Annotated in this window: 33 protein-coding genes and 1 tRNA gene; 21 read left to right on the plus strand and 13 right to left on the minus strand. The window is 52.7% G+C overall.

The window, feature by feature from the left end; translation table 11 throughout:
- Nucleotides 1-138 precede the first annotated feature (138 nt).
- From urtC to M8010_RS19950, 5 genes are all read left to right on the plus strand, one after another.
- Entirely contained in the window at nt 139-1281 is a 1143-nt protein-coding gene (gene urtC / locus M8010_RS06470) for an urea ABC transporter permease subunit UrtC (protein ID WP_250089744.1), read from the plus strand.
- Nucleotides 1278-2102 carry an urea ABC transporter ATP-binding protein UrtD gene (urtD, locus tag M8010_RS06475; protein WP_250089745.1) on the plus strand — a complete coding sequence of 275 codons (825 nt, stop codon included), beginning with the start codon at nt 1278-1280 and terminating at the stop codon, nt 2100-2102. The genes urtC and urtD overlap by 4 nt, the downstream gene beginning before the upstream one ends.
- Nucleotides 2102-2800, plus strand: coding sequence for an urea ABC transporter ATP-binding subunit UrtE (gene urtE / locus M8010_RS06480; RefSeq protein WP_250089746.1), 699 nt, complete (start codon nt 2102-2104; stop codon nt 2798-2800). Before urtD ends, urtE begins: the two co-directional genes overlap by 1 nt.
- Nucleotides 2801-2949: 149 nt before the next feature.
- Nucleotides 2950-3204, plus strand: coding sequence for a HupE/UreJ family protein (locus tag M8010_RS19945; protein WP_284047945.1), 255 nt, complete (start codon nt 2950-2952; stop codon nt 3202-3204).
- 35 nt (nt 3205-3239) lie between these two features.
- Complete coding sequence (locus M8010_RS19950; RefSeq protein ID WP_349666096.1) at nt 3240-3362, plus strand: hypothetical protein; 123 nt, start codon at nt 3240-3242, stop codon at nt 3360-3362.
- Between the two features lie 377 nt (nt 3363-3739).
- On the opposite strand, the gene M8010_RS06490 is transcribed toward M8010_RS19950, so the two are convergent.
- The gene (locus M8010_RS06490; protein ID WP_250089747.1) at nt 3740-6364 is read right to left on the minus strand and encodes an SIR2 family protein; all 2625 of its coding nucleotides are present in this window, start codon (nt 6362-6364) and stop codon (nt 3740-3742) included.
- Nucleotides 6365-6433: 69 nt separating this feature from the next.
- Nucleotides 6434-7789 (minus strand): hypothetical protein, encoded by a 1356-nt coding sequence (locus tag M8010_RS06495; RefSeq protein ID WP_250089748.1) that lies wholly within the window; start codon nt 7787-7789, stop codon nt 6434-6436.
- A gap of 228 nt (nt 7790-8017) precedes the next feature.
- Here M8010_RS06495 and M8010_RS06500 point away from each other — a divergent pair, with 228 nt between their 5' ends.
- The 3 genes from M8010_RS06500 to M8010_RS06510 all read left to right on the plus strand — a co-directional run bounded on the left by M8010_RS06500 (nt 8018) and on the right by M8010_RS06510 (nt 10528).
- On the plus strand, nt 8018-8806 hold the full coding sequence (locus tag M8010_RS06500) for a hypothetical protein (protein ID WP_250089749.1): 789 nt from the start codon (nt 8018-8020) through the stop codon (nt 8804-8806).
- Between the two features lie 420 nt (nt 8807-9226).
- Complete coding sequence (locus M8010_RS06505) at nt 9227-9823, plus strand: HNH endonuclease (protein ID WP_250089750.1); 597 nt, start codon at nt 9227-9229, stop codon at nt 9821-9823.
- Nucleotides 9824-9904: 81 nt separating this feature from the next.
- Nucleotides 9905-10528, plus strand: a complete 624-nt coding sequence (locus tag M8010_RS06510) for a SagB/ThcOx family dehydrogenase (protein WP_250089751.1) — start codon at nt 9905-9907, stop codon at nt 10526-10528.
- Between the two features lie 112 nt (nt 10529-10640).
- On the opposite strand, the gene M8010_RS06515 is transcribed toward M8010_RS06510, so the two are convergent.
- The 5 genes from M8010_RS06515 to M8010_RS06535 form a co-directional block, all read right to left on the minus strand.
- Nucleotides 10641-10823, minus strand: coding sequence for a hypothetical protein (locus M8010_RS06515; protein WP_250089752.1), 183 nt, complete (start codon nt 10821-10823; stop codon nt 10641-10643).
- A 287-nt stretch (nt 10824-11110) separates the two neighbouring features.
- Complete coding sequence (locus tag M8010_RS06520) at nt 11111-11542, minus strand: tautomerase family protein (protein ID WP_250089753.1); 432 nt, start codon at nt 11540-11542, stop codon at nt 11111-11113.
- A 161-nt stretch (nt 11543-11703) separates the two neighbouring features.
- On the minus strand, nt 11704-12204 hold the full coding sequence (locus tag M8010_RS06525) for a hypothetical protein (protein WP_250089754.1): 501 nt from the start codon (nt 12202-12204) through the stop codon (nt 11704-11706).
- A gap of 1 nt (nt 12205) precedes the next feature.
- Nucleotides 12206-12526, minus strand: a complete 321-nt coding sequence (locus tag M8010_RS06530; RefSeq protein ID WP_250089755.1) for a hypothetical protein — start codon at nt 12524-12526, stop codon at nt 12206-12208.
- Nucleotides 12527-12667: 141 nt separating this feature from the next.
- A complete protein-coding gene (locus M8010_RS06535; protein ID WP_250089757.1) occupies nt 12668-13837 on the minus strand; it encodes a PDDEXK family nuclease in 1170 nt (389 codons plus the stop codon).
- 191 nt (nt 13838-14028) lie between these two features.
- Here M8010_RS06535 and M8010_RS06540 point away from each other — a divergent pair, with 191 nt between their 5' ends.
- The 8 genes from M8010_RS06540 to rho all read left to right on the plus strand — a co-directional run bounded on the left by M8010_RS06540 (nt 14029) and on the right by rho (nt 18903).
- The gene (locus tag M8010_RS06540; protein ID WP_250089759.1) at nt 14029-14382 is read left to right on the plus strand and encodes a type II toxin-antitoxin system RelE/ParE family toxin; all 354 of its coding nucleotides are present in this window, start codon (nt 14029-14031) and stop codon (nt 14380-14382) included.
- A 14-nt stretch (nt 14383-14396) separates the two neighbouring features.
- Nucleotides 14397-14708: a helix-turn-helix domain-containing protein gene (locus tag M8010_RS06545; protein WP_250089760.1), complete on the plus strand. Its 312-nt coding sequence runs from the start codon at nt 14397-14399 to the stop codon at nt 14706-14708.
- Nucleotides 14709-14807: 99 nt separating this feature from the next.
- Nucleotides 14808-15863: a nuclease-related domain-containing protein gene (locus M8010_RS06550; RefSeq protein WP_250089761.1), complete on the plus strand. Its 1056-nt coding sequence runs from the start codon at nt 14808-14810 to the stop codon at nt 15861-15863.
- Entirely contained in the window at nt 15860-16501 is a 642-nt protein-coding gene (locus M8010_RS06555) for a DUF1294 domain-containing protein (RefSeq protein ID WP_250089762.1), read from the plus strand. Before M8010_RS06550 ends, M8010_RS06555 begins: the two co-directional genes overlap by 4 nt.
- A 54-nt stretch (nt 16502-16555) precedes the next feature.
- Complete coding sequence (locus M8010_RS06560) at nt 16556-17065, plus strand: CAP domain-containing protein (RefSeq protein WP_250089763.1); 510 nt, start codon at nt 16556-16558, stop codon at nt 17063-17065.
- A gap of 110 nt (nt 17066-17175) precedes the next feature.
- The gene (gene mntA / locus M8010_RS06565; RefSeq protein WP_250089764.1) at nt 17176-17589 is read left to right on the plus strand and encodes a type VII toxin-antitoxin system MntA family adenylyltransferase antitoxin; all 414 of its coding nucleotides are present in this window, start codon (nt 17176-17178) and stop codon (nt 17587-17589) included.
- The gene (locus M8010_RS06570) at nt 17571-17747 is read left to right on the plus strand and encodes a hypothetical protein (protein ID WP_250089765.1); all 177 of its coding nucleotides are present in this window, start codon (nt 17571-17573) and stop codon (nt 17745-17747) included. Before mntA ends, M8010_RS06570 begins: the two co-directional genes overlap by 19 nt.
- A 121-nt stretch (nt 17748-17868) precedes the next feature.
- Nucleotides 17869-18903, plus strand: a complete 1035-nt coding sequence (gene rho / locus M8010_RS06575) for a transcription termination factor Rho (protein WP_250089766.1) — start codon at nt 17869-17871, stop codon at nt 18901-18903.
- 127 nt (nt 18904-19030) lie between these two features.
- On the opposite strand, the gene M8010_RS06580 is transcribed toward rho, so the two are convergent.
- On the minus strand, nt 19031-19411 hold the full coding sequence (locus M8010_RS06580) for a cupin domain-containing protein (protein WP_250089767.1): 381 nt from the start codon (nt 19409-19411) through the stop codon (nt 19031-19033).
- 112 nt (nt 19412-19523) lie between these two features.
- Here M8010_RS06580 and M8010_RS06585 point away from each other — a divergent pair, with 112 nt between their 5' ends.
- Both M8010_RS06585 and M8010_RS06590 read left to right on the plus strand, forming a co-directional pair.
- Nucleotides 19524-20489, plus strand: a complete 966-nt coding sequence (locus M8010_RS06585) for a LysR family transcriptional regulator (protein ID WP_250089769.1) — start codon at nt 19524-19526, stop codon at nt 20487-20489.
- Between the two features lie 10 nt (nt 20490-20499).
- Entirely contained in the window at nt 20500-20775 is a 276-nt protein-coding gene (locus tag M8010_RS06590; protein ID WP_250089770.1) for a hypothetical protein, read from the plus strand.
- Between the two features lie 163 nt (nt 20776-20938).
- On the opposite strand, the gene M8010_RS06595 is transcribed toward M8010_RS06590, so the two are convergent.
- Together M8010_RS06595 and M8010_RS06600 are read right to left on the minus strand one after the other, a co-directional pair.
- Complete coding sequence (locus tag M8010_RS06595) at nt 20939-21229, minus strand: helix-turn-helix domain-containing protein (RefSeq protein ID WP_250089772.1); 291 nt, start codon at nt 21227-21229, stop codon at nt 20939-20941.
- Nucleotides 21226-21549 (minus strand): type II toxin-antitoxin system RelE/ParE family toxin, encoded by a 324-nt coding sequence (locus M8010_RS06600; RefSeq protein ID WP_250089773.1) that lies wholly within the window; start codon nt 21547-21549, stop codon nt 21226-21228. The genes M8010_RS06595 and M8010_RS06600 overlap by 4 nt, the downstream gene beginning before the upstream one ends.
- Before the next feature lie 178 nt (nt 21550-21727).
- Between M8010_RS06600 and M8010_RS06605 the strand changes: the two genes are divergently transcribed.
- Together M8010_RS06605 and M8010_RS06610 are read left to right on the plus strand one after the other, a co-directional pair.
- On the plus strand, nt 21728-22660 hold the full coding sequence (locus M8010_RS06605) for a M14 family metallopeptidase (protein WP_250089775.1): 933 nt from the start codon (nt 21728-21730) through the stop codon (nt 22658-22660).
- Between the two features lie 62 nt (nt 22661-22722).
- A tRNA-Gly gene (locus M8010_RS06610) sits at nt 22723-22796 on the plus strand.
- Nucleotides 22797-22818: 22 nt separating this feature from the next.
- Here the strand turns inward: M8010_RS06610 and M8010_RS06615 are convergent.
- A complete protein-coding gene (locus M8010_RS06615; RefSeq protein WP_349666097.1) occupies nt 22819-23322 on the minus strand; it encodes a YchJ family protein in 504 nt (167 codons plus the stop codon).
- A 56-nt stretch (nt 23323-23378) separates the two neighbouring features.
- Here M8010_RS06615 and trxC point away from each other — a divergent pair, with 56 nt between their 5' ends.
- A complete protein-coding gene (trxC, locus tag M8010_RS06625; protein WP_250089778.1) occupies nt 23379-23819 on the plus strand; it encodes a thioredoxin TrxC in 441 nt (146 codons plus the stop codon).
- Nucleotides 23820-23852: 33 nt separating this feature from the next.
- On the opposite strand, the gene M8010_RS06630 is transcribed toward trxC, so the two are convergent.
- Nucleotides 23853-24533 (minus strand): arginine N-succinyltransferase, encoded by a 681-nt coding sequence (locus M8010_RS06630; RefSeq protein WP_250089780.1) that lies wholly within the window; start codon nt 24531-24533, stop codon nt 23853-23855.
- Nucleotides 24534-24848: 315 nt separating this feature from the next.
- Nucleotides 24849-25832 carry a ribonuclease Z gene (locus tag M8010_RS06635; RefSeq protein WP_250089781.1) on the minus strand — a complete coding sequence of 328 codons (984 nt, stop codon included), beginning with the start codon at nt 25830-25832 and terminating at the stop codon, nt 24849-24851.
- Nucleotides 25833-25835 lie beyond the last annotated feature (3 nt).

Consider the following 25835-nt stretch of genomic DNA (forward strand, 5'->3'; position numbering starts at 1 on the left):
CTTCGGGAGCCTCTGAACGCCTTGATAGCAGCGTTGCAGCGCCTCGATTTGGAACCACCAAACCTTCGCCACTGCGCCTTGCTCTCAAGGCGTTCAGAGGCTCAGTGAATCAAATAATTAGCAAGAAGGGACACCTGTATGTGGTTAACAAGACCCTTACGTGAACGTTCTACACAAATTTTTCTAGGCGTTCTGTTCGCGGCCCTGGTGGTGGTGACCTTCCTCCACCTGTTCATGCCGCAAGACAGCGCCCTGCATGTCAGTGCCTATACCGTCACCCTGTTGGGCAAATACCTGTGCTACGCGCTGCTGGCGGTGGCGGTGGACCTGGTGTGGGGTTATCTGGGCATTCTCAGCCTGGGCCACGGTGCCTTCTTTGCGCTGGGCGGCTACGCCATGGGCATGTACCTGATGCGCCAGATCGGCGACCGCGGCACCTATGGCGACCCGGTATTGCCGGACTTCATGGTGTTCCTGAACTGGCAGGAGCTGCCCTGGTACTGGCTGGGCTTCGACATGGCCTGGTTTGCCTTCATCATGGTGCTGCTGGCACCGGGCATCCTGGCCCTGGTGTTCGGCTTCCTGGCCTTCCGTTCGCGAGTGACCGGGGTGTACCTGTCCATCATCACCCAGGCGCTGACCTTTGCGCTGATGCTGGCCTTCTTCCGCAACGAAATGGGCTTTGGCGGCAACAACGGCCTGACCGACTTCCGCGACATCCTCGGCTTCAACCTGCGTACCGACGCCACCCGGCTGGGGCTGTTCATCGCCACCGGCATCGCCCTGGGGATTGGCTACCTGATCTGCCGTGGCATTGTCACCAGCAAGCTGGGCCGGGTCAGCATTGCCTGCCGTGACGCCGAAGCCCGCACCCGCTTCCTGGGCTACCGCGTGGAACGGGTACAGCTGTTCGTGTTCGTGGTGTCCGCCATGCTGGCGGGTGTGGCCGGGGCCTTGTACGTGCCGCAGGTGGGCATCATCAACCCCAGTGAATTCTCGCCCATCTTCTCCATTGAAATCGTGGTGTGGGTGGCCCTGGGTGGCCGCGCAACCCTCTACGGCGCAGTGATCGGCGCCATCCTGGTGAACTACGCCAAAACCGTGTTCACCGGCGTAATGCCGGACGCCTGGCTGTTCGCCCTCGGTGGCCTGTTCGTGCTGGTGACCGTGTTCCTGCCCAAAGGCATCGCCGGTCTGTTGTTTGAACGCCGCAAAAAACGTAAAGACCCTGATGCCGATCCCAATACCCCATCGGATACAGAAAGGGAGGCCACCGCATGAGCATTATCGAGGAGCTTTCCAACCGCAACCGCGTGTTCAACTTCCTCACACCGGTGGCATCCCCCGTGGACGTGCGCCACGGGCCGATCCTGTACCTGGATGACGTGAACGTGAGCTTTGACGGCTTCAAAGCCATCAACAACCTCAACCTCACCATCGACGACGGCGAACTGCGGTGCATCATCGGCCCCAACGGCGCGGGCAAAACCACCATGATGGACATCATCACCGGTAAAACCGCGCCGGATACCGGCTCCGTGTGGTTCGGCAGCCGCCACAACCTGCTGACCATGAGCGAGCCCGACATCGCCAGCCTGGGCATCGGCCGCAAGTTCCAGAAACCCACGGTATTCGAAGCCTTAACGGTATTCGAAAACCTGGAACTGGCCATGGCCACCGACAAGCGCGTAATCCCCACCCTGCGGGCGGTGATGAAAGTGGAATACCGCGACCGCATCGACGAAGTGCTGGAAACCATCAACCTGCAGGCCGAACGCGACCAGCTGGCCGGCATCCTCTCCCACGGCCAGAAACAGTGGCTGGAAATCGGCATGCTGCTGATGCAGAAACCCCGGCTGCTGTTGGTAGACGAACCCGTAGCCGGCATGACCGAACAGGAAATGGAACGCACCGCCGAACTGCTCACCAGCCTGGCCGGCAAACAGTCCGTTGTGGTGGTGGAACACGACATGGGCTTCGTGCGCTCCATCGCCCGCAAAGTCACCGTACTGCACCAGGGCAGCGTGCTGGCCGAAGGCACCATGGACCAGGTCTCCAACGACCCGGAAGTGATCAAGGTATACCTGGGGGAGGAGGCGTAATGCTCAAGATCCAGAAGCTGAACCAGTACTACGGCGAAAGCCACACCCTCTGGGACCTGGACCTGGACGTACCCCAGGGCCAGTGCACATGCGTAATGGGCCGCAACGGCGTAGGCAAAACCACCCTGGTGAAATGCATCATGGGCGAGGAAACCACCAGCAACGGCAGCATAAAATTCGCCGAAGACGTGGAACTGACCAAAAAGAAAATCGAAGACCGCTCACGCCTGGGCATCGGCTACGTGCCCCAGGGCCGACAGATATTCCCCCTGCTGACCGTGGAAGAAAACCTGCGCACCGGCCTGGCCGTGCGCAAAGACGGCAGCAAGAAAATCCCCGAGCGGGTGTATGAGCTGTTTCCGGTGCTGAAGGAAATGAAAAACCGCAGAGGCGGCGACCTTTCCGGCGGGCAGCAACAGCAGCTGGCCATTGGCCGGGCGCTGGTGATCGAGCCCAGGCTGCTGATTCTGGATGAGCCTGGGGAGGGCATTCAGCCGAATATTGTGGCGCAGATTGGGGAGGTTATTCGTCGATTGATCGAAGAGGATGGGCTGACGGTGCTGCTGGTTGAGCAGAAGTTGCCGTTTGCGCGGAAGTATGCGGATCGGTTTGCGATTTTGGATCGGGGGAGGAGGGTTGCTGAGGATGAGATTTCGGGGTTGACGGATGAGCTGATCAAGAAACATCTGACGGTATGACAGTCTTCCAGCGCATCTCCGGCATCACCAAATTCGATCTGCTGAGTAGGGCTGGAGACCATTATCAGCATTATTTTGAGCGAAGCATGCTACCCGAAAGAGGCCCGAACCAAATTACCGAAACCCCCTAAGACAAGTAAGAAAAGACCATGAACACATTCACCCGACTACTGATGGCCACCCGCCTTATTTTTGCCGCCCCAGCCGCCTCAAACACCGGCCATGACGCTGGAGCCGGCTTCACTGGCGGCCTTGTGCATCCCAAGCGGGGTCTGGACTGCCTGTTGGCCATGACCGCTATCCGATTCTGGAGCATGCGGCAGTCAGCCACACTTAAAAAGAGCAAACCCCTGTTCGTGATTGGCGGCATGATCCTCGGCGCAGTCTTTGCCCAAGGTGGCTGAGCCTGCCGGGCGTGGAAGCCTGTATTGCCTTCTCCGTGCTGCTGGAGGGTATTCTGATTGCGACCATGGACGAGCTGCCTACCGCCGTGGGCAGTTCACTGGTTGGGACGTTTATAGTGTTTCATGTATGGTGCTTCATGGTTTGCGTCCGGGGCTGAAATGTCGGCTGGTGCGACGCTCGCTGCTTGCGTGGTTGGATTATCCATCGCTACATTGGTAATGACCTTTGTTGGGCGTGGGCTGGGGAGTGTGAGATGAAAGCGGACAGCCGGTTCACTCGCGGTATTGGAGGTTTACTGGCGGTTGCTGGATTATATTTAGCAGCCATCTTAAGTGCTAAATTTCTGTAATCATAAAAACACCCGGTGGTGAAGCGGGTGGTTTTTTCTTTGGCTACCCCTCGAAAAAGCAAAATCCTGCAAGTTTATTGCTGAGGTAATCCCTAGTAGTTAAAGTCGACAGGATTTGGTTAAGCAGCTATCAGCTTCCGAGCCCCCAATGTGAACGCTTGAGAGCTGGGAGTCTCACTTTATAACTATGCCGCTTTGGTTGCAGCGACTGAATCGAGAAGAGCGCTAGGAATTATGGGCCAGCGCTTAAAAGTATAGTAATTGGCGAAGTCAAGTTGGATTTGCTCGGAAAGAATCCTTTTTAAATCATTTTCCTGTCCTAAAACAGCAAATGCTGCAAGGATCACCGTCTGTTCCTTGGTGTTCGCGACGATATTTCTCAGAATCACAGGCTTATATTTCTCACTTTTCAGCATCTTAGCAGCATACTGATAGTTAATTGTAAATGTCTCGTTGTCGCAGAAAGTGATTTTTTCTTTATGGGTTTCGCCGATATCTAGAAGCTTTTTGTAATCAGATGATAATACAAGTAGATACGAAAGGTTCGAGTAGTATCTTTCCATTGATAAGCCAGAATCATACGCTTTCTCTAAGTACTCCATCGCATGAGAAAAATCACCATTGCTTGAGGCTATTTCATATTTATAGTCAAAATAGTGAGTGTCGAACATCTTTGACCTGTTTTTTTCGATTATCCGACTTATTTTGTCCGAATAACGAAATTCATGGCAGTTATTGAGAGCAATTGCCTCGCGTATGTTTGTTACAATGTTAGAGCATTCGAGTGCAGAGATAAAATACGATTCAGATTTTGATTTCTGATCACCTCTAGAGATGAAGTGCATCCCTTTACTTATCAACAGCTCAGCATTATCTCGAATTTCCTTATCTTGCAGGTGCTTCTCATAAAAATCTGAAAATAAACTGTCTTTAGTTGGCGATTTTATTATTTCCTTGTAGTTTGCAAAAGCCTCGTTTAAGCACTCGTTTATAGAAACCTTATTTGCTGTATCAGATTCTTCATATAGTTCATATAGTCTGTCTATAATTTGAAGTATGATATTTTCATCGTCGGAGTCACGGGCTGTACGTAATTCCAGTTTTAGGGAGACCAAGCTCTTCGAGTTTATGATCTTTGCTGACGCAGTATGGGCAGCAATGCTTTTTTTTATATTATTGTATCTATCATCGCTTGCTTTTTCGGAGCGAAGATTTTTCTTCATTTTAACTAGTACTTCGAACTTAATAAACCATGCGGGGTTGGATAAAGAAGGGTTGAGTTTTAAGCTATTGTCAAGAATTTCTATAAGAGTTTCCTCCGATAATTCGGTTGACAATGGGTTGTTGCGGATAAGTTCAAAGCCAGAGCGAGCCACTGCATTATGCAGTTTGAATTTGTAGTCGTATTTTTTTAATTTATCGTATAAATAAAAATATCTCGTGGATAGGTCATTCAGATGTTGTGATTTTTTAATTATATATGATGTGTTGTTAGGGTCGAGCTCAACAAGCCTATCACACCATGCAATGCAGTTTCTTGAATCTCCCTTGTTATCTGATATCGAGATAAGCATCGAGATATATCGTGACTTATCCCTTGATTCAGTTGCCTGATAGTAAAAGTCTTCCGCGAGTTTGTATGCTTTATCGTACTCATCTTTTTTTAAAAGATCTTCAATCTCGAGTAGGTTTCGAAGTTCTGTAAGGGAAAGTCCATCCGACTCTCCGCTGTTATTAAGGTTGCTTAGAAAATCCGATATCTCTTGTTTGCTGCTTGCTTCTTTTATGGCTTTTATGTCTTCTTCAATAAACGGGTTTTTGCTGACCGAGCTTGTATCTTCAAGTATCTTTTTCTTTATTTGTTGAAGTTTTGAATCCTTTAGGTTTGACTCGAAGTCTAATCCTTTTGGTATGAGCTTTGTATGTATTTCCGCGAAAAGCTCGTCAAACCCGTCAACTATTATAGGATAAACCTTTTCTTTCCAAAACAAGTTGTGGAGAGAGTGATTGATATCGTCATCTTTTCTTAAGCACCAGTATACACCATTTTTCAAATAGTTTTCCTGCTTAGTGAGGAAGTCTAGAACATCCATCACAGAGCGATCATTTCCAGCATATCCAACAACAATAAGGCCAAACTCCTTACAAAACTCAATTAATTTTTCTTTTGTGTTTTGCTCTAGAGATTCGGTTTCACGTAGCGTGCTTTTTATGTCGTCGAATAAATAATCGCCATGCACTTTAATTATTTTAGGGCGTTTTGATGTAATGGATATTGTTTTTATGGAGGAATCGTGCGCGCAAACCAATGGCCGGTTATTAGAAAATTGATAAAAAGCTTCGTTAATAAGGTCGTCGAAATTAGATGTGAAGATTGTATTAAAATATCGGTTGCTTACAAGGGATGTTAGATAAGCATAGCCGATTGATGGTAAGGAGTTCTCCACCTCTCTCTCCACAAAGCGCCTTCTTTGGCTTGGGAATTCATATGTTTTTTCGAACAGTGATGAGTACGCATCATCCTTGTTGTACCAGCTTGCATGGTTATCTTCGAAGTATTGCTTTGCTTCTTCAATTGACGTTGGTTTGTGGAGGTTGAAGCGCTCGTATAAATCAAAGACCCATTCCTCAATTAATGCCCCGGCTGTTCTCACTCCTGAAGTGGCAGAACACCCTGCACCGAAAAATAGGTTATAATTTGCGGTTTCGCTGTCTGCTTCTCGAGTTTTTATGTGCCTTATTAGATCGGATACAGTTCGAACTTTATGCTGAAGTTCGTTCCCTTCCGCTAACAGTTGGTTTGCCTTCATCTCTATCCTCTGATTATCAGTCTGGAAAATTTAGGAATCACAGATTGAGCTTTAGGAGAATGACTTCCACTAGCTGCTCGTAAGTTCGTCTTCGATAAGCTTTCTCTCTTGATATTTAGTGTCTTTATCTGACTTCTGAATTTTTGGCGGGGGCGGCGTCCAAGCCTTCAACAACTGCCCAGCCTCCTGATAAAAATGCGGCACCGCTTTCTCCAACTCCTCAACAAACACCTTCCGCCCACTGAATTTCCCGGCAAGATCTACCTCGTAAACCACTTCCAGCGTCGTGGCGGCAGTGTTGGAAGTGTCCGATTCCAGCAACTCCGGCGAATCCCGCAAGTCTTTCAGTGCCTGGTAGGTTGTTTCTGCTTTACCGGGCCTGGTGGCACGGATGAAGAATCCGGCGGGTTCTGTCTTCTTCAGTTGTCGCAAGAGCCAGTTCACCCTGGCCTTGGTGCTTTGTTTGTCCTTCGGGGCCGTCAGGCGCATTGAGCAGTAGATCATTCGCCGCTGGAGGTCTGCGGTTACTTCCAGGTCCGCCGCTGCGTTGATGATGTGGAGTGCGCAGTTCAGCGCCGGTGTTTTGGAGAATGCGTCGGCGTCGTCCTTCAGGCGTTTGGCAGGGTCCAGGCGGTGGTCGTTTTTCAGTTTCAGGGATACGTCGCTGCCGGTCAGCCGGGACATGATCAGGCAGAGGTCTCGTTGCTCCTGGTGCCAGGCGGCGACGGTGTTCTGTACCTCATCACTGGTTTTGGCCAGCGTGGCGTTGCTCTTCACTTTGTTGACGACGTCTTTCCATTCGGCGTTCATCTGGTCGAAATGGCTGATGCCGGAGCGGTCGCTTTCAAGGTAGCGCAGTATTTCACTGAGGATGAATACCTGGTCCTCGTCTTCCACGCCGTCGTTCTTGAGCAGTAGCTGGCACTGGGTGCGGATGAAGGACCACGACCAGTGGAAGAGCGCAACGGATTTGGTGGCGTTTTTCGGGAGCTTTACCGGGTGGTGAGTCGGCAGCGCTGCGAACTGGTTGGTGATGGTGATCACGGCATCGAGTTTGTGGGTTTTGGCCTGTTGCAGATAGCGCGACACCTGTTCTTCACCGATGGTGTCGTTGTTGACCTTGGCCTCTATCAGCGCCCGCCATTCACGCCGGCCGGTGCGAAGAATCAGCAGGCCATCCGGCCGGTCTTTGTGTTTGATCGCTTTTTTGTCCTCGTTCACGAAGACCACTTCTGTCCATGTTTCCAGGGTCGCGCTGGTGCCAACACGAACGCCCAGGGATTTCAGCATGGACTGGCGCAACTCAAGCACGGAACGCATGCCCGCGAGGATGACGGAGACGGATTTCTGTTCTCTTGCGCTGTCTGCCGCAATCGGAATCAGGCGGGCGGGTTCTCCGCCGGTGAGGAAGTCTGGGCGAGGCATCAGGGCGCTCCATGCTTTTTTATTAGATGTAGTTTCCTAATGAATTCTAGCAGTGATTTTCGGGAGCGCCGTGGATTCGGAAACTTGTTTGTGAAATCTTGAAAAACGCCGAAGGAGGTATGAGGGCTTTGGGTCTTTCTTTGCGCGTATTCGGTTGTAATCGTGCATGCACCTTTAGAATACATGTCCTAGTCTGGTGAGAGGGGAGTCTCGACTATGAGGATGGTCATGAAAAAGAACTTGGGCGCTATTTTCTGTACCGCTTTGCTAACTGGCTGCGCGAGTCAAAGCATTCACACGGAATTTGTCGCTGTTGAGCAAGCCGGTTTTCAGTCCTATTACTCCAGCGGTTGGATAGTTCAAGGCCATCGAGAAGGTTCTGATTACCTTGTTGAGCTTGCGGTGCGCGACGGTAAGCAGCCCTGGGAAACTGTTAATGCAATTTTGTATGTTGAAAACAGGTCTGAAGACCCTGTGACGGTGGGCATTAACGACATAACTTTGCATCAGGATGATCGCCAGGTTGCGTTGAAATCATACAATGAGTTGGAGCAGCAGTATATTGGTCAGGCGCAGTCGCGCCGTACTGCTGTAGCTCTGGGCGCTCTGGCACAAAGCCTGAATGCCTCCCAACCGACCACGACATCGTCTTATAGATCGGGTACCGCTTATGGGCCTGGCGGAGCTGTGAATTACTCCGGCACTTCAACCACATATTCTCGAGATCCGGCAGCCAGTGCTGCCGCTCAGGCCCAGATTCAAAGTGGTGCTCAGTCAGGTATCGCGAATATCAGATCCGACCTGCAGCAGGACCTTAATTCCCTGGAAGGATATATCCAGAAAACCACCGTTTTCCCCGGTCAGACTTTTATAGGACGATTCCAGTCCGAAATGACGGTGTTTGATCAAAGGCCGGAATCGTTTTACAGGTTTGCTGTTGAAGTTGGGGAGGAAAGTTACGAGTTTACGTTTGTTGAGAAAGCGGACATCGAGAATAACCAAAGGAAGCTGTTTTAGGCATGACTGTGTAGGTATTTTGGGCGAAACCGCCTGCTGCTAGATAGGGCCGAGAAGGGCGTTGCTCAACCTCGTTGGACACCTGCTTGGCATTAACGGGAGACCGACACTTTGAATTCGTCCGATTACGATCACCTTGTCCGAACACAGGTTTTCGAATTCCTGGGTGAGCTCGCGGACCGCTACGGTGATGTACTCCCAATCGAACCCTTGAGACAGGGCGTCAACTTTCACGGCCATCGGGTGCCCCTGCTCGGGCCTCAAGGAATCTTCAAACCGAAAATTCTTGATCTTCCGATTTCGATAACGACGGCGCCAAACAGCCCCTATGATGACTCGTTTACGGAGGACAACCTGGTTCGTTATCGGTACCGTGGGACGGATCCTTCCCATCGGGACAACGTTGGCCTCAGAGCTTTGATGATGAATCGCAAGCCCTTGGTGTATTTTCACGGAATCGTTCCTGGGCGATATGTTGCAACTTGGCCAGCATTTGTCGTCGGCGACGATCCTAAATGCTTGGCAGTTATCATTGCGATTGATGATCGTGCCGCGTTGTCGGATCAGGTGGCTCTTGGAGCTTACGATGATAGTGCTGATTCCCGTCGCCGGTATGTTACGGCAGCGGTGAAGGTACGTTTACATCAGCGGTTGTTTCGCGAACGAGTTCTGGCAGCGTACCGAGACCAATGTGCACTATGTCGACTTCGGCATACATCACTGTTGGAGGCAGCTCACATCACGCCAGACTCATCGCCGGATGGTGAGCCCATCGTTAAAAATGGTGTTTCGCTATGCAAGCTTCACCACGCGGCATTTGACCAGAATATTCTCGGAATTCGGCCGGATTATGTCGTTGAAATTCGCAAGGATATTCTTGAAGAGATAGACGGCCCAATGCTTCGGTTTGGTCTGCAGCAGATGCACGGGCAAAAGATCATCATTCCTCGGCGAGCCGATTTCAGGCCTGATAAGATTGCTCTTGAAGGCCGGTATCAGGCGTTTCGGGAGGCATAGTGGCGGCGCCATCGTAAACCGGAACAGGCATGGCTGTCCTATGCTCAGTGCATCGGGGGTGCTTCAAAGGGGAGTAAATACGTGGTCTTCGAGCTACCTGCACCGGAATTGCGAGGCTCTGAGTCATTGGTTGGTTGTATTGAGGCTCGGCGCAGCGTAAGGGAGTACGCAAAGACACCGCTACCTATAGGTGTCTTGTCCCAATTGCTTTGGTCGGCCCAGGGAATAACGGGTCCAGACCAAAAAAGAGCAACTCCATCGGCGGGTGGATTGCATCCGTTGCATCTACAACTCGTGGTGCAGCATGTATCAGGACTTGAGCCTGGCACTTATGAGTATATGGCTGACAGCCATTCGCTGAAGCTTGTGGGTGACCGTATTTCGGGAAAAACCATGTACGGGCTCGGTATTGGTGATCAGCCATGGTTGAAAGAGGCGGCTATCGTCATCGGAGTTACAGCGAAACTCGGAGACGTGGTTCGGCACTTTGAACGTCAGCCGCCCCAGGGAGAGCGCGGTGCTCGCTACGTATATATGGAAACCGGCGCTTTAGCACAAAATGTCCATCTCCAGAGTACTGCTCTCGGAGTCGGTTGTGTTCTGGTGGCAGGGTTCGATGGTGCAAGGGTGAAGGATGCATTGAGGTTGCCTTCAGGCTTGGAGCCTACTGCACTGCTGTGTATCGGGCAACGGCGAGGTGTCTAACATAAAAGGGTCATGTCTGCCCTGTTTTTCAAAAGCGGAGCGCGATTCCCGGACTCCTCAAGCTCTCGGATTGCGCTGTCTGTAAGAACTACCTTCCATGGTGTTGTCGAAATCAGGTATCCCGTTTCTTTCTGATGGTTTGCTCCGCACGCTCTGTGAGATAAGTAGCGTTCAGCGCAAGTAGATTGAGGCCAGAGACGACGATGTTGCGCCGGAAAATCTCGGGAATCCATTCCACTCGGCCGCATTGGGGGAGAGTGTCTAGCAAGGTTTGAAGTGGGGTTGGTTCAGCCATGGGCAAGCGCCTGCACACAGAGGCAGAACAGCTCCACCGAGAAAAACCGGTGTTCGCCGGCTGTTCTGCCACGAATAGCTGGCCACCGGATTCGTTGATCCCGCCTTCAATCATCAGATGGATTACCTGCGAATGACTGGGTGTGGACGTAGCCTAACTTCAAGTCTGATGAGGCCTGTAGGGTAAACCTGCATGTCCATGGGGACCTCTTGTGGGAAACGGGGAACAGATCTATTATTTGGGTTCCTAGGCAAGCCTGCATCTTGGCCTCCAGTGCCAGCGTCCGGTTAATTGGGCAGCCTGGACCGCTTTTCTGGAGTCATTTCCCGCTCCCACTCAGCTTCATCTCCCGGCGCTGGCAGAAACCGGCCAAACTCGATCATCTGAGTTTCTGGAATGTCCTGCAGATAGATCCAGACGTCCTCGGCCGTTATGCCCGCAATCCGGACTATCTCCTCAAGCATCTGGTTCATCAGCGCCTGCTTAATATCGTTACTGCGGCCTTGCCGTACCAAGCCGTGCACATACACCTGTGGCGCCTTGTTCACGCTGCCCCCTACAAAGTGGTCGCCCTGATGGGTAGAAAAAAACAAAACCTGGGCAAAAAAACGGGGCGCGCCGGATTGCGTGTTATGGGCCGTTGTTATGGCCTCCGCCATCTGAGATTTCTGCTGCGGCGACAGAGCAAAATTCGCGACCGTGACAGTATAAGTTGGCATTGGGACATCCTACCGAGAGTGACGTGTATTTGTCTGTTGTGGTCCATATTGAGAATCAGGTGGTCTTGCGCGGACGGGCTGGGTGGGCGTCAGTGAGAGGAAAGCCGGGACAGACTGATTTCCTGTCCCTATATCCTGCTTTTAGCCCAGTTTTCCCCTATCTAAATATCTCCGAGCATTCTTCGAAAGCCATCAGAATCGAGAAAGTCAGATTCCAGCTTGATTAAGTTACCGTTGCCGGACTGAAAGAATACAAACGAGGAATTTGAATCAGACAGAAAGTAATAATAGGCTTGACCCTCGATTTTCCAGGCGCCCGCGTCCGCACCCTTCACGAACACGTTTTTGAAAGACGCCACGCTGGCCTGGGCACAACTGTGGTTGTCTTTCTCTGATAGTGTTGCTTCGAAAAAGTTCGACCATCCGCAGCCTCCGGTTTCAAGAGTGTTTTCGGTACCAAAACTTATATATCGCTTGCCGATGATGTCGGAATATTTGATCAGCAAAATGTCGTTGTTCACACCCAATGACCCAACGATAACCGGAGACCTGGGCACCTGGAATTTCATACCAGCATAGGCGGCGGTGATGTATTGGTTAGTTTGAGCGCAGGCCGAGAGAGAAGCGAAAGCCAAAGCGACTAGTAGGGTGGTTCTTTTCATATCACAATCCTTGTTTTGCCAATTCCATTTTGTTGCGAAAGTTTACTGCGACGCGCTGCCGGCAGGTTTCGTAAATCTGAGTGTCGCCAGAGGCAATCTGCTTTCCAATCTTCGCGACTTGCTTGATGATGTACTTGCCGCCCGGGCGGCCAGAGATGGGGCGAGGGACGAAATCCATCGCTGCTGAGCAGCTCTGCGCTTCTTCGAGTGCCTCGTAGGCGATGGCAGCCATACCTTGGTTAACGGATTCCGGCGAGGTTGTCTCTTCGCCCCAGAAATAATTGATGACTGCAGAGACGTGTTCGCGTTGGTCAGATTCCATTGTTTCGTTCCTTGTAAACAGGGCCCTTCCTGGGCAACGAATCTGAAGATACAGAGACGGCTGTTTGTCGGCAAGTTTTCGAAACTTGAACAGATCTGTTTTTGAGTAACATTCAGCTTAGAGAACCAAAAATTCCTGTGTTCAGTCGGGGCTATCACTTAACCGTTCCAAACGTGGCCTGAATGTATTCACGAAAGCGTTCACAGCTCCCGAGAAATAGGTTTTTGTGTTCTGATCTCTTACCGGAGGCCATTCACCGTGTATTCGTTTGTGTGTAATAACACGGCAATTCTTGTCGTCCCACTCGATTGCATACGGTAGCTCATTACCAATAGCCTCAGCGTCCTCTTTCAATGCATGGTATAGCGAGACACCTTCTTCAGAACTCGACAGTCGCAGAAAACAGCCGATTTCAGAAGAAGCTTTTAAGAAATAGAGAGTTATCCAAGCTGTAGTTGAGGAGGGCGGCAATGAAAAGAACACGTTACCTCTGGCAAGCGGGTTTGCCACTGGTTGTTCTGGGTCATCGAGTCTTAGGTCCTTTATGAAGTCCTTCCAAAACTCATGGTACTGCTCGAAAAGGGGGTTTACTTCTTCTTGAATCTGTTCTCGCTGGCTCGTGGGCTCCGCAAAGTCGGAGATATAAACCGTTCGCTGGATTTCTTTCGTCTGGAATAGTGTACGAGGCTGGATGAACGTCAAGTCCTTGTCCTCGGTTTGATATACCGCAGTTTCAATCATTGCCAGTGTAAATTTCATGTTGGCGGTAAGGTCTAAATATTGAACCATCGCCTGGGTGTCGCTGCGGATCCCGTCGCCCGCGATCACAAGCATGAAATCACCTTGTGCTAACGAGTTGCTAACGCCGTCAACGAATTCGCTTTCCTCCGTGTTGGGGAAGCGTCGTTTGACCAACTCGTAAGGTATATTTCCTTTTTCCCCGGTTCTGCGAGTGACCTCGCGTTGCAGGTCCGAATAGCTCCAGGTTTGTAACTCTTTTGCGTAGTCGAGAATCTGGCCAATAACTTTTCTCCGAGCTTCGGGGTTTCTCCAGAGCTTGGTTTCCACGATGACCACTTTTCCTTGTGGCGTTACGTAAACGATATCTATTGGTCCAGCGCCTGTTCCCATTTCCATGCATAGAGGCACGACATCTCTGTACCCCGGATTGATTTCGCCGAAAGGCAGGCTGTTGGGGGTTTTAAAAAGTTGTTCTTGTAGCCACTGCTCGGAGAAACCTTCATTGAAAGCGAGCCGAAAAAGTGGTCGAGCGTTTGAATTCGCGTCGATGAGAAAGGGTACTGCGCGCAATGTAATGATCCTGATTAAGATGCTTTGCTTAGTATCCTAGTCGAGAGTCTTTGGACTTCAAGGGTTTGAGGGTGGGTCTCGGGCACCGTCGGTCTGGTCCAGTACCCGTCTTCAATCGTTTTTCAGACTCATTATTCATTTGGCTTAATGAACCTATTTAGGTACGCTTTGTTTGTCAAGGAAGGAATCGTATGACAAGGAAAACGGTTAACGTCGTGTTTTACAGAACCACCAATGGGCGAGAGCCGGTCAAAGAGTGGTTGTTGAAGCTGGATAAAAATGATCGTTCAGTGATTGGGACTGACTTGAAAACGGTTGAATACGGGTGGCCGCTTGGAATGCCCCTCGTAAGAGGCTTCTCTGGGAAAGCCAATTCGGACTTGTGGGAGGTTCGTAGTGACCTATCAGACAGTCGGATTGCGCGAATCATTTTCACGATGTTTCGCGGCGACATGGTTTTGCTGAATGGCTTTATTAAGAAGACTCAGAAAACACCGGATCATGAGTTGGCAAAGGCGAGAGATCGAAAGAAGAATCTTGTCTGAATGGGAGCAAGAAAATGACACCTTATAAACACGTTGGCAGCTCTCTCGATGATCTGCTTGAATCTGACGGTACTCTTGAGCAAGTAGAAGCTGAGGCGTTGAAGCGGGTCATTGTCTGGCAGATTGAGCAGGCAATGGGGCAGACCGGCGTAAACAAGTCTCAACTTGCCCAGAAAATGCACACGAGCCGGACCGTGGTTAACCGTCTTCTTGATGAGAAGGACACTGGTGTAACCATCACAACGCTTGTCAAAGCGGGGCGCGCATTAGGGATGACATGGACGCTGGAGTCGAACGGAAATAATGGTTCTCATGAGGCTGCTTGAAAACCGTTGCAGAGTTACAAAACTCATAAGGTGTAAATTGTAAGACTGATTTATCGTTCGCATCCGACTGATTAAGAAAATTAAAACAAGGATGTTCTCATGATAGATCTTGGCTCCACCTTCCAGGGAGCACTTTCTGAATTCTGGTACTTGATTCTCCCGTTCATCATCGTGGCTTTGGTGAGGACACCCTGGTTCAAGGGCAAGGCAGGGGAATTTCTCGTCAACGTTTCTGCGCGGCGGCTGCTCGAAAAATCCCGTTATCATCTGATTAATAACGTCACCCTCCCTACAGAAGACGGCACCACGCAGATTGACCATGTTCTGATTTCAGAGTTTGGCGTTTTCGTTGTGGAAACCAAGAATATGAAAGGCTGGATTTTCGGTAGCCCGCACCAGCGTTTTTGGACCCAGAAGATTTTTCGATCCAACCACAAGTTTCAGAATCCGCTACATCAGAACTACAAGCATGTAAAAACGCTGCAGGCCTTGCTCGGGTTTGGTGATCACCAGATGCATTCGGTGGTGGTGTTCGTCGGCGACAGTACCTTCAAGACATCTATGCCCGACAACGTGACCAGGGGGCTGGGCTATGTTCGCTATATCAAGTCGAAGCAGGGAAGGGTGCTGAGCCCGGAGCAGGTAAAAGAAGCGCTGGAAAAGATGGCATCTGGTCGTCTGAAGGAATCATTTTCGACTGATCGGGCCCATGTGAGGCATGTCAGAGAGTTGGTATCTGAACGCGATGGCGTTAAGCCTCGTCGGGCGCGTAGAGGGCTTCTCAAGATCTTGGTTTTACCGGCAATGCTGGTCGCATTCAGTTTAATTATTTCACATGCTTATTCGAACTTCGCGTCGAAGGCGACGGCGTTAGCCACAAAGAATATGCCGGAACAACGGGTCGAGAGAAGCCAGTCGCCTGCATCTGGCGAGCCTGACGTGCAGATCAAAGTGAGCTCCAGGGAAGAGGGAAAACAGACGAATGTGGCGACTCGAATTCAGCGCATTGATCAATCACCTTCCAAACTCTATTTGGCGATGCAGGAATGCAACTCTTTGATCGCTGCCGCCCTTGGTAACCAAGATCCGAGATTGTTGCGAGACCGGGATAAGGCCTGTGCCAGGTATAAGGTGCTGAAGGGAGAGGTGCATTGAACCAGACAGGATTACTCACCGCCTGGAACGACGATAAGGGTTTCGGCTTCATCACCCCCGAGGGTGGTGGCGAGCGGGTTTTTGCGCATATCAGTGTTTATGCGGGCCGGGGCAGGCCGGTTTCTGGTCGCAAGGTAAAGTTCGTTATTACCAGAGATGGCCAGGGGCGTTTAAGGGCAGGGCGTTTTCAGTATGTGGGTGCTGCGAAGGTTGGGGCCAGTGTCGCGCCCGGAACCTGGTTGGCCGGTGTTTTTGTGTTGGGCTTTTTCGCAGTTCTGGTGGGGCTTTTCTATCAGCGTTATCTGCCGGTTTCTGTTCTGGCTGCCTACGGAAGCGTCAGCCTGGTGTTGTTCTTTATGTACGGAATGGACAAACAGTCTGCACAGAGCGGCGGACAGCGCACTGCGGAGAATACCCTTCACTTTTTCGAACTGTGCTGCGGCTGGCCCGGTGCGCTGATGGCCCAGCAGGTGTTCCGGCATAAAACGCGGAAGGGCAGCTATCAGTTTGTTTTCTGGCTGGCGGTGCTTGCGAACCTGGGAGCCCTGGGCTGGCTGATGGTTTCGCCCGATGCGATGAGCTTTCGGCAGCAGTTGGGTTTTGATTCGTCGAGGTCGTTACAGCCGCTTATCTGGTAATCTGAACAGAGTGCGATGCGGCGCGGCCGTGGTGCTCGCGCAAGGGAGGAGCTAATGGTCAGACAGACCAAACCAAATGCCTTTGCCCTGTTGGGTTTTCTCGGATTTTCCGGTTTGCTTGTGGCTGGCGATTGCGAGATGGACGAAACTGATAGGTCTTTTCTGGATCGCGTCAACGAAGCTCGCAGCCAGCCCAGGCAATGTGGCAACGAGAACTTCGACGCAGCCGAACCGCTTTCGTGGAACTGCAAACTCGAGGATGCTGCCCTGGCCCATTCGGAGGATATGGTAGAGCAGGAATACTTTAGCCATACCAGCCCTGACGGTGTCCAGATGGGCGAGCGGGTACGAAGCAGAGGTTACAACTGGTCGGCGGTTGGCGAAAATATCGCAGGGGGTCAGAACTCCGTTGATGACGTCGTGGCTGGTTGGCTCTCGAGCCCGGGTCACTGCGCTAATATCATGAGTCCGAAATTCACCGAAATGGGCGCGGCGAGGGTCGAGGCGCCAGGCTCCCAGCACTCCCCTTCGTGGACCCAGGTTTTTGGGCGGCCGGCGCGTTAAGCCATTTCGACATTCTGACGATCAGGCCTGCGATGGGCAGATGTTCGCAACTGCCACCTGCCTTAATGCTTTCTGATACACTCAAAAAGTGAATCACATAGGCGAGCACCATGGCACCTGATGCAATCAAACATCCTGATATCGAGAAAATCAGCGAGCTACTCGCCGGTTTCCCGCACATCCGCCTTGCCGCTCTTTTCGGCTCCATGGCCCGTGGAGCAGCCCGGCCAGACAGTGACATTGATGTCGCCGTCCAGGCGGACAAAGAACTCAGCGTGGATGAACGCATTGCGATCACAGAAGCCATTGCTCTGGCCTTCAACCGCCCGGTTGATCTGGTGGACTTACGCACAGCCGGCCAGCCGTTACTGGACCAGATTGTCAGCACTGGCTTACAGGTGATCGGCACGCGTTACCAATGGGGCGACCTGATCTATCGCAATATTATGGAAAATGAAGATTTTGTTCCTTATCAGAAACGCATACTCGAAGGCCGGCGCAACGCATGGATGAGCAACTCGTAGCACAGAAACTGGAATCCCTCAGGCGCTGCATTCAGCGGGTAGAGTCCCGACTGCCCGAAGACCTGGATGCTCTACTGGTTGATCTGGATGCGCAGGATATTGTCTCGCTGAACCTCACCCGTGCCGTACAGATGTGCGTTGATATTGCCTCACACTGAGATTGTGTACGCCATCTGCACTAAGCATCTCGGCGATTTTCGGGCGTTTGCCAGGGTGTTTTCGGATTTAATTGCGTAGACGGGACACTAGCCCTCGTAAATCATCTTTCGGGTCTGTTTTGTGGCGTTATCAGCCCGTTTCGAAAAATATCTATCAAACAAGAGCTATCAAACAGACATGACGAGAAAGACATTAGGTTTAACCCGGAAGCCAATTAAAGACGCCCAACCAGTGGCTGACGAAGCGGAAGCTATGGTTGGGGTTGAGAGTGAGGCTGATCCACAAAAACGTTTTTTAAACGGTGTGGTTATTAATCCAGCGCCGGGGATTCGTTTGGAGTCAGGTTCAGAAAAACTCACGGTGCGTGCGATGGATTTGATCACGCCGATTGGAATGGGGCAGCGGGGTTTGATAGTTGCACCGCCGGGGTCTGGAAAATCGACGATTTTAAAAGATATTTGTCAGGCGGTGGGAAAGGCGTATCCCGAGATTAAACTTTACGCGTTATTGATCGATGAGCGACCGGAAGAGGTCACTGATTTCAGGCGTAGCGTCCCGGCTGAGGTACACGCTTCTTCTTCGGATGAGAGCTATGCTCATCACGTTCGCGTTGCCGATGAACTTCTTGATCTCGCCCGCCAACAAGCTGGCGAGGGTCACAACGTCATGATTGTGATTGATTCTCTCACCAGGCTTTCGCGTGTGCATAATGCGGAGCGAAAGAGCAGCGGTCGTACGATGTCTGGCGGGGTTGATGCGCGAGCGATGGAGATCCCGCGGAGGTTGTTTGGCGCTGCACGAAACATTGAGAATGGCGGCTCGCTTACCATTTTGGCAACCGTTCTGGTTGATACCGGCAGCCGGATGGACCAGGTGATATTTGAGGAATTCAAGGGCACGGGGAACATGGAGCTGGTTTTATCAAGAGACGTTGCGAATCAGCGAATCTTCCCCGCGCTGGACATTTCGAAAAGCAGTACACGCCGTGAAGAGCTGCTGTTAGATCCGAAATATTTCGACAAAATAAGAGCGTTGCGCCGGGCGCTTAGCGGTCTCAAACCGTTAGAGGGCACGAGAAAGCTGGTTGAGCTGCTTGAGAAGTACCCCACAAATGCCGAGCTTCTGAACAGCATCCCCGGAACGCAAACCGATTGAATCTGCGGAAAACCGGGACAGATCAAAACGTGCTCGGCTGACGCGTCCGAAAGGGGGAAAGCGCCTGCCGAGGCTTGGGTTTCTCGTTCTTTCTTCAGTTCTGGATCTACCGGGCCTGAAAAGAGATTCAGGAAGCCCAGGGTAACTCGATAAAGCCCCCATCAGGAAAATAGGCTTCTACCGGAGTCGTACTGAATATTGCTACGAACTGAAGATCCTCAGTCCCGACACTGGCAATCTGGTGCAAAACATTCCGGGGAATGATGACCGTAGAACCGGGACCAAAGCCATGGGTCTCCCGATTATCGATTCTGAGCTCACCTTGACCTCCCGTGCATAGCACCACTTCCTCGCAGTCGTGACGGTGCGGTGGTGTGGCGCCGCCGGGCTGGACGGACTGCTGCCACACTGACAGTTGGCGCAGTCCCTGCCCGGAGCCGGCCAGCGTGGTATGCCGGATGCCTGACATGGAGGTGATGGGGGCGTCGGTATGCTTGATGACGTACATGGAGAATCTCCTTTGATGAGTGGTGACGTGCGGGACCAGTTTCATCCAGAAAATTAGCTGGCAGAAGTACCGCAGCAGTCATAAGATTGAGGAAAATTATTCCTCAATCCCTATGAATAATCTCCAGCAGATACTGACGTTTGTTACCGCCGCCCAGCACGCGGGCTTTGCCAGGGCTGCAAGAGAGTTGGGTCAGTCCGCCTCGACCGTCGCGAAAAGCATCGCTCGTCTGGAAGAGGGGCTGGGCGTCAAACTGTTCTACCGAACCACCCGCCAGGTCAGTCTCACGCCTGATGGCCAGAACCTGTTCGCCCACTGTCAGCGCATTCTTGCCGAGGTGGAATCACTGGAGGCCATGGCTGCGGGAGTTCGTGGTGAACCGGAAGGTACTCTGCGCATCGATATGCCCTTGAGTTACGGAAAACGAATGGTCCTGCCCGTACTTGCCGCGCTGCAGACTCGGCATCCAAAGCTGAGTATTGATGCGCGACTGTCGGATCGCTACTCGGATATCATTCTCGATGGTCTGGATGCCGTCATACGCATCGGTGAGCTGAGTGATTCGGGACTGGTCGCGAGGCGCTTTGATCAGCAGCAGCTCGTGGTTTGTGGGAGCCCTGACTATTTTATGCGCAAGGGTCTGCCGGAAAGCCCATATGCGCTGGAACATCATGAGTGCCTGCTTTTTCGTGTGCCTACCTCCGGCCGAGACCGGCCATGGGAATTTACAGTGGATGGGGTGAAGCTGAGGACTGATCCTCGATCCCGGTTTCGTCTCGGGGATGGTGAAGCGTTGATAGATGCAGCGATTGCCGGCCTCGGCCTGATACAGGTGCCGGATTACATGGCGGTCGATGCCGTTGCTGACGGTCGTTTGAAAGAAGTGCTAGAAATCTTCAGGCCATCAGCCCTGCCCATCAGTGTGGTTTACCCCAGCGCCCGCATGCTGCCTCCCCGCGTACGAGTTCTGATCGATGCCCTGGTCAGCAACGGCACGCCCGGCGGGAAAACCGGGACAGATTTATTTTCTCGGCGCCGGCTGCTACCGCTTCATTGTGGCCCAATAAAACCTTGTTAAGGAGAAGCACTTGCGCCTTGTTTTGACGCTAGTTTTGGTCCTGGCAACCCTCGCGACGGCGGGGTACGCCCACTGGCAGCTATATCGCCAGGTAACGTCTCTTTATCAGCGCTGGCTTGGCCACATAGTGCTGGCCGTGGTGGCGGCCAGCTTTGCCTGGGTTGTATCAGACGTCTACATGCGCGCTGAAGAAGGCGGCGGTCTCGTGGCCTTTTTAGCCGCTTTTGGCGTGGCCCATGCGCCACCGGCCATCGTGCTATTCCTGAAACAGCTGCAAAAACGGTAAAATTTACCACGTGCTCGAAGAGCCTGCCGTACGGGAAGGCCCGCCAATGCTTATGCCAAGACAGGCCAGGGTGATCGTGCCCGGTTTTCCCCATCATATTGTTCAACGCGGCCACATTGGGGTAGGGTGTTTAGCATAGTTTGGAGTGAGGTTGGTTCACAAATCATGCCGAAGTTCGGTCGTTTTCAACTGCTTCCAGCTTCACCCGAAAACCGCAGGCTGCGGCGTATTTGCTGAGTGTTCCCCAGCTTGGATTGCTTCGGCCACGCTCAAGCCTGGATATGTTGCTTTTGTTGGTTCCGAGTTTCTTCGCAACGTCTTCCTGGGTGAGGCCAGCTTTGGTTCTCATCGTAATCAGCTGGTCGATCAAGCTGAATTCGTCTTGAAGTGAATTGTATTCCCGGCGGACCTCGGGATTTTCCAGTGCCTTTTTCTTAAACTGTTTGAAATTCATGATTTTTTGACCTCCTTCAATCGCTCGTTGGTGAGCTCCAGGTCTTTCTTCGGTATTTTCTGATCCTTCTTTACAAAGACATGCAGGATGATAATTCGCTTGCCCTGCATGTAGCAGAAGATGCCTCTACCTATGCCTTCCTTGGCTTTTGCGCGGATCTCGAAAAGCTCGTTACCCAGTGACTTTGTGTGTGGCTCCCCAAGGTTCGCCCCATGTTTCTCCATCAATTCCATCAGCCGAATCATTCGGGCCTGAATCTTTGGCGGCAGCTTGGTCAGTTCCTCGTCTACTTTCCCGTAGAATTCTATTTCCCAATCCATGGGCGCTCCTTCGTCTTTTTGTTATCATATATGATAATCTTGGCTTCGAGAAGTGATTTAGTGACGTGGAAAACCGCGACATGGAACACCGGGACAGATCTATTTTCCCAGGATCGATATCATGCCTATGCGCAGGCGTGAGATGCGCGCGAGTGACTTAGTGAAGGAGACAATCGATATGAGCACCGCTTCAGCGGCCTATCCAATCGGTACGCCCGGCACTCCCTGGGGCGACGCGGAACGTGCCCAGTGGCTGTCACGGCAGACCCGTCAACGCAGTTACGAATCTGATGTACTGAGCGTGGTTGGGCGTCTGCGTTCGCGCTTCGACGTGCAAGAGTATGGCCGTCTGGAATACGGCCCGGAGGTTTATCCGCTGATGGCGATCCGCAGCCGCAACTGGCGTGCAGATCGGCCGATGGTGCTGATAACGGGCGGAGTGCATGGCTATGAAACCAGCGGTGTCCATGGTGCGCTGCAGTTCGTTGAACAACATGCACTGGATTACGCTGGTCGTGTAAACCTGCTGGTCGCGCCTTGCGTCAGCCCCTGGGCTTACGAACGCATCCATCGCTGGAACGCGAACGCGATTGATCCCAACCGCTCATTTCGTGATGACGGCCAGGCCTGGGAGTCAGCGGCGCTCATGCAACTGGTCGCTTCGATAGACGAGCCAATACTGCTGCACATCGACCTGCACGAGACGACCGATACCGACGAAACCGAGTTCCGCCCAGCGCTTGCGGCCCGCGATGGCAAACCGTTTGAGCCGGGTGACATTCCGGACGGCTTCTACCTGGTGGATGACACCGAGAGTCCGCACCCTGAATTCCAGCAGGCGGTAATCAAGGCAGTGGAAAAGATCACCCATATCGCGCCGGCGGATGACAACGGCGAAATCCTCGGCTCACCGGCGGCCGCTTGGGGCGTTATTCAGTATCCGCTGGCGCAGCTTGGCCTTTGCACCAGCATGACCAACGCCCGCTACCGGACCACCACCGAGGTATATCCGGACAGCGACCGAGTGACCCCCGAGCAATGCAATGCCGCGCAGGTTGCCGCCGTGTGTGCGGCGATCGACTATGCGCTGTCAGTCGGAAAACCGGGATAGATTTAGTTTCCGAGCGGATGCTTGTCAGCGTGCGACTGCAGACCTATATTGGGGCACAGGATGCGGGTGTAGCTCAATGGCAGAGCAGAAGCTTCCCAAGCTTACGACGAGGGTTCGATTCCCTTCACCCGCTCCATCTGCATCCTGAAGATCTCGCTCTACTTATGGCAGCAAGCCTTGTATTTCCTTCCACTGCCACAGGGACAGGGTTCATTACGGCCGGGTTTGAATTGGCCTTCGCTGGTTTCACCTTGCAGGTAATACCAGTGGCCGTTCTCCTTGAGAAAAGTTGAACGCTCTTCCAGAAATCCGAAGCTCTGGGCAAGGCGATAGTTGGCCCGGAAGTGAACCGTGCCCTGTTCGCCGTTTTCAGTGCTATTCAATATCTGGAGTGAAACCCAGTCAGGGGAGTTTTCCAGGCTAAGTGACCCTGGCCGGGTTCTGGGGTGCCAGGTCGTCAGAATGTATTCCGGCAGATTTAGCACAAATGCGGCATACCGCGAACGCATCAGGGTTTCCGGCGATAAGGCGGGCTCGCCCTGATGCAAAGGTTGGCAACATTTCGCGTAGAGGGCTCTGCTGCCACAAGGGCATAGAGTGTTTGCGGAATCTTCTGTCGTAGAGTGTCTTGATCTCCTTGGGGCCAGACCCCAATGCTTGATTTCTTATAATCTGCCCTGATTGTTCAAATCAGTAAACAGTCAGAGGGAGAGTGATCATGACCGACATCCAACACCTTGTATGCCCTCATTGCCACAAAGTGAACCGTGTGCCCGCCGATAAGCTGTCATCCGGCGGCAATTGCGGTGCCTGTAAACAGCCGCTCTGGCCGGATCAGGTTCTGGAGCTGGGGGATCAGAGCTTTGGTGCCCATACAGGACGCAGTGATGTGCCGGTGCTGGTGGATTTTTGGGCCAGTTGGTGCGGCCCCTGCAAAGCAATGGCGCCTCAGTTCGAGCAGGCGGCGAAAGCCTGGCGGGGTAAGGTGCGTTTTGCCAAGCTGAACACCGAACAATCTCCCGGGCCGGCCGGGCAATTTGGCATTCGCAGCATACCGACCATGATCCTGTTCCAGAATGGCCGGGAAGTGGCCCGCCAGAGCGGGGCGATGAACCAGGCGCAGATCAGCCAGTGGCTGCAGTCGAAAGGTATTACCTAACTCGGAAGCGACGGATTTGATCAGTGCCTTGGGCTATTCCTTGAGCCGGACGAGTAACCGCCCATCTTCGACCTGGATATAATCTACACCGGCTGCAAAGGATTGCCAGAATCCCGGGTTGGCACCGAACTCGTTGACCAGGTCCACATTCTTGAGGTTGCCCAGCCAGGCATTCGGGATGGGGACGCCCATCAGGCTCACACCTTTTAACTTGACCAGGGGACGACCGTTGGCAAAGGAGAGTTCTACTCCGGCATTTACTCGTAAGGTTCTTCCGCCAAGTACGGGCAAACCCTCTTCAAGAGGCACGAGAAGCAGGGCGCTCAGGAGATCATCCGAAAGATCGACGGCAAGTCTCTGAGCCAGATCGGTGTTATTGGCCAGCATACCGTTGAGTTCCCGCTCGCTGAAGCTCACCTCCCGGCTGGCGCCTTCCTCACTGTAGGGCTCCGGCTGCAAGGGGCCGCCAGATTCGCCACTTCGGGTATCAATACCCAGAGTAGTCAGCTTGTTGTTGAGTGAATCCTGTTCACTGGCATTCAGGGTTACGGGTTGGAAGTTCTCTGGAAACACATAATGGCTTAGCCACCAGTAACCAATGCCGATGGTGGCAACGATGGTAAGCAGGACAATACCAAAGACATGCAAGCCACTGAAGCCCTTTTTTGCGGGCGGCCGCGCTGATGCTGTTTTATTTTCGGTTGGCTCACTCATTGCCGATGTTACCTGATTGGAGTTTGAATCCTCTGCCACGCTTCACCACTTCTATCATACTACGAGGCTCGCGTTGGGTCAGGCTGCCGGTTTCTCTGATGGCTTTGAGCTAATCGGGTCTCATTGGGGTCAGACCCCATGTCGTTTTGCACCACAAAATGCACTGGGGTCTGACCCCAGGAAAACCCGGTCAATAATCCCACATAACGCATCCAACCCATCCGTCAGCGCCGCCGGCCCAACCGGGGCGCTCGGCCACTTGCTCCGGGCGGAATTTTCGTCCGCACCACTATACCTCGTAAATCATCTTGCGGGTCATGTCGCCGTGGTTCCGGTTGTCAGGCAGCTAAGCGATAAATCTTTCGCCAGCCGGTAGGTATCGAAATCCCGCGCCAGGAACAGCTGGCCTTTGTAGTGCTGCATGGCTTCGGCCGCCAGTTGATTAATATTGGGCGTACCGCCAGGTCCCGACTGGTAACGGGAGCTGAAGTGAGTCAGCACCAGGCTGGGAAGGTGTGCCTGCTGGGCAAACTTTGCCACCTGTTCCGCGGAGCTGTGTTGAGGCCAGGGGCCGACGCGGCCCGCCACGTCCTGGGTATAGGTGGCCTCGTGGATCAGCACATGGGTGCTTTCGCAGGCCTCGGCCAAGAGGGCCGGGGTGTCGTTGTCGCCGGCGACGATCAGGCGGCGGGCAGTGCGCGGAATCTGTGTGTAATCGTCACTTCTGAGCAGGCGGCCGTCCTCCAGCAGAACATTGTTCCCTTTCTGCAATTCGCCCCATCCGGGGCCCGGCTCGATACCATCCTTGCGGAGTTTGTCCTGCAGCAGCTGTCGCTCCAGATTCGTTTCGGTGAACACATAGGCGCGACAGGAAACGCGATGGGACAGCGCGACGGCGCTCACGCTGAACTGCTCATCCTGCCAGTGGAAGTCGGGCGCTTCGGAGTCTATGAAGTTCAGGGGGTAGCTCAGGCTGGAGTCGCTGTTGTCCATTACTGCGGTGATAAAACGCTGCACCTGGACGGGGGCGATGACATCAAGTGGCTCCGTACGGCCGAGCATCGAGGCGCTGGTGAGCAGCCCCGGCAGACCGAAGATGTGGTCGCCGTGGATGTGGGTGATGAATATGGACCGCAACTGCATCACCGAGTAGCGAGTACGCATCAACTGGTGCTGCGTGCCTTCGCCACAGTCCACCAGGTACCAGGGTTTGGGGCCGGAATGGCACAGGGCCAGGCCGGTTACGTTGCGAGACCGTGTGGGTGTTCCGGCGGATGTGCCCAGGAAAGTGAATTCCATGGT

The organism is Marinobacter sp. ATCH36 (assembly GCF_023555055.1).
Classification (GTDB): Bacteria; Pseudomonadota; Gammaproteobacteria; order Pseudomonadales; family Oleiphilaceae; genus Marinobacter.

Excerpts from the sequence above, each read along its gene's own strand:
- M8010_RS06505 (WP_250089750.1), top strand. The coding sequence starts at position 9,227 with ATGATGAATCGCAAGCCCTTGGTGTATTTTCACGGAATCGTTCCTGGG.
- M8010_RS06570 (WP_250089765.1), top strand. The coding sequence starts at position 17,571 with ATGGATGAGCAACTCGTAGCACAGAAACTGGAATCCCTCAGGCGCTGC.
- urtD (WP_250089745.1), top strand. The coding sequence starts at position 1,278 with ATGAGCATTATCGAGGAGCTTTCCAACCGCAACCGCGTGTTCAACTTC.
- M8010_RS06585 (WP_250089769.1), top strand. The coding sequence starts at position 19,524 with ATGAATAATCTCCAGCAGATACTGACGTTTGTTACCGCCGCCCAGCAC.
- M8010_RS06545 (WP_250089760.1), top strand. The coding sequence starts at position 14,397 with ATGACACCTTATAAACACGTTGGCAGCTCTCTCGATGATCTGCTTGAA.
- trxC (WP_250089778.1), top strand. The coding sequence starts at position 23,379 with ATGACCGACATCCAACACCTTGTATGCCCTCATTGCCACAAAGTGAAC.
- M8010_RS06550 (WP_250089761.1), top strand. The coding sequence starts at position 14,808 with ATGATAGATCTTGGCTCCACCTTCCAGGGAGCACTTTCTGAATTCTGG.
- M8010_RS06560 (WP_250089763.1), top strand. The coding sequence starts at position 16,556 with ATGGTCAGACAGACCAAACCAAATGCCTTTGCCCTGTTGGGTTTTCTC.
- M8010_RS06490 (WP_250089747.1), bottom strand. The coding sequence starts at position 6,364 with ATGAAGGCAAACCAACTGTTAGCGGAAGGGAACGAACTTCAGCATAAA.
- M8010_RS06580 (WP_250089767.1), bottom strand. The coding sequence starts at position 19,411 with ATGTACGTCATCAAGCATACCGACGCCCCCATCACCTCCATGTCAGGC.
- M8010_RS06525 (WP_250089754.1), bottom strand. The coding sequence starts at position 12,204 with ATGAAAAGAACCACCCTACTAGTCGCTTTGGCTTTCGCTTCTCTCTCG.
- M8010_RS19945 (WP_284047945.1), top strand. The coding sequence starts at position 2,950 with ATGAACACATTCACCCGACTACTGATGGCCACCCGCCTTATTTTTGCC.
- M8010_RS06495 (WP_250089748.1), bottom strand. The coding sequence starts at position 7,789 with ATGCCTCGCCCAGACTTCCTCACCGGCGGAGAACCCGCCCGCCTGATT.
- M8010_RS06630 (WP_250089780.1), bottom strand. The coding sequence starts at position 24,533 with ATGAGTGAGCCAACCGAAAATAAAACAGCATCAGCGCGGCCGCCCGCA.
- mntA (WP_250089764.1), top strand. The coding sequence starts at position 17,176 with ATGGCACCTGATGCAATCAAACATCCTGATATCGAGAAAATCAGCGAG.
- M8010_RS06540 (WP_250089759.1), top strand. The coding sequence starts at position 14,029 with ATGACAAGGAAAACGGTTAACGTCGTGTTTTACAGAACCACCAATGGG.
- M8010_RS06520 (WP_250089753.1), bottom strand. The coding sequence starts at position 11,542 with ATGCCAACTTATACTGTCACGGTCGCGAATTTTGCTCTGTCGCCGCAG.
- M8010_RS06530 (WP_250089755.1), bottom strand. The coding sequence starts at position 12,526 with ATGGAATCTGACCAACGCGAACACGTCTCTGCAGTCATCAATTATTTC.
- urtE (WP_250089746.1), top strand. The coding sequence starts at position 2,102 with ATGCTCAAGATCCAGAAGCTGAACCAGTACTACGGCGAAAGCCACACC.
- M8010_RS06595 (WP_250089772.1), bottom strand. The coding sequence starts at position 21,229 with ATGAATTTCAAACAGTTTAAGAAAAAGGCACTGGAAAATCCCGAGGTC.
- M8010_RS06515 (WP_250089752.1), bottom strand. The coding sequence starts at position 10,823 with ATGGCTGAACCAACCCCACTTCAAACCTTGCTAGACACTCTCCCCCAA.
- M8010_RS06635 (WP_250089781.1), bottom strand. The coding sequence starts at position 25,832 with ATGGAATTCACTTTCCTGGGCACATCCGCCGGAACACCCACACGGTCT.
- urtC (WP_250089744.1), top strand. The coding sequence starts at position 139 with ATGTGGTTAACAAGACCCTTACGTGAACGTTCTACACAAATTTTTCTA.
- M8010_RS06600 (WP_250089773.1), bottom strand. The coding sequence starts at position 21,549 with ATGGATTGGGAAATAGAATTCTACGGGAAAGTAGACGAGGAACTGACC.
- M8010_RS06605 (WP_250089775.1), top strand. The coding sequence starts at position 21,728 with ATGAGCACCGCTTCAGCGGCCTATCCAATCGGTACGCCCGGCACTCCC.
- M8010_RS06500 (WP_250089749.1), top strand. The coding sequence starts at position 8,018 with ATGAAAAAGAACTTGGGCGCTATTTTCTGTACCGCTTTGCTAACTGGC.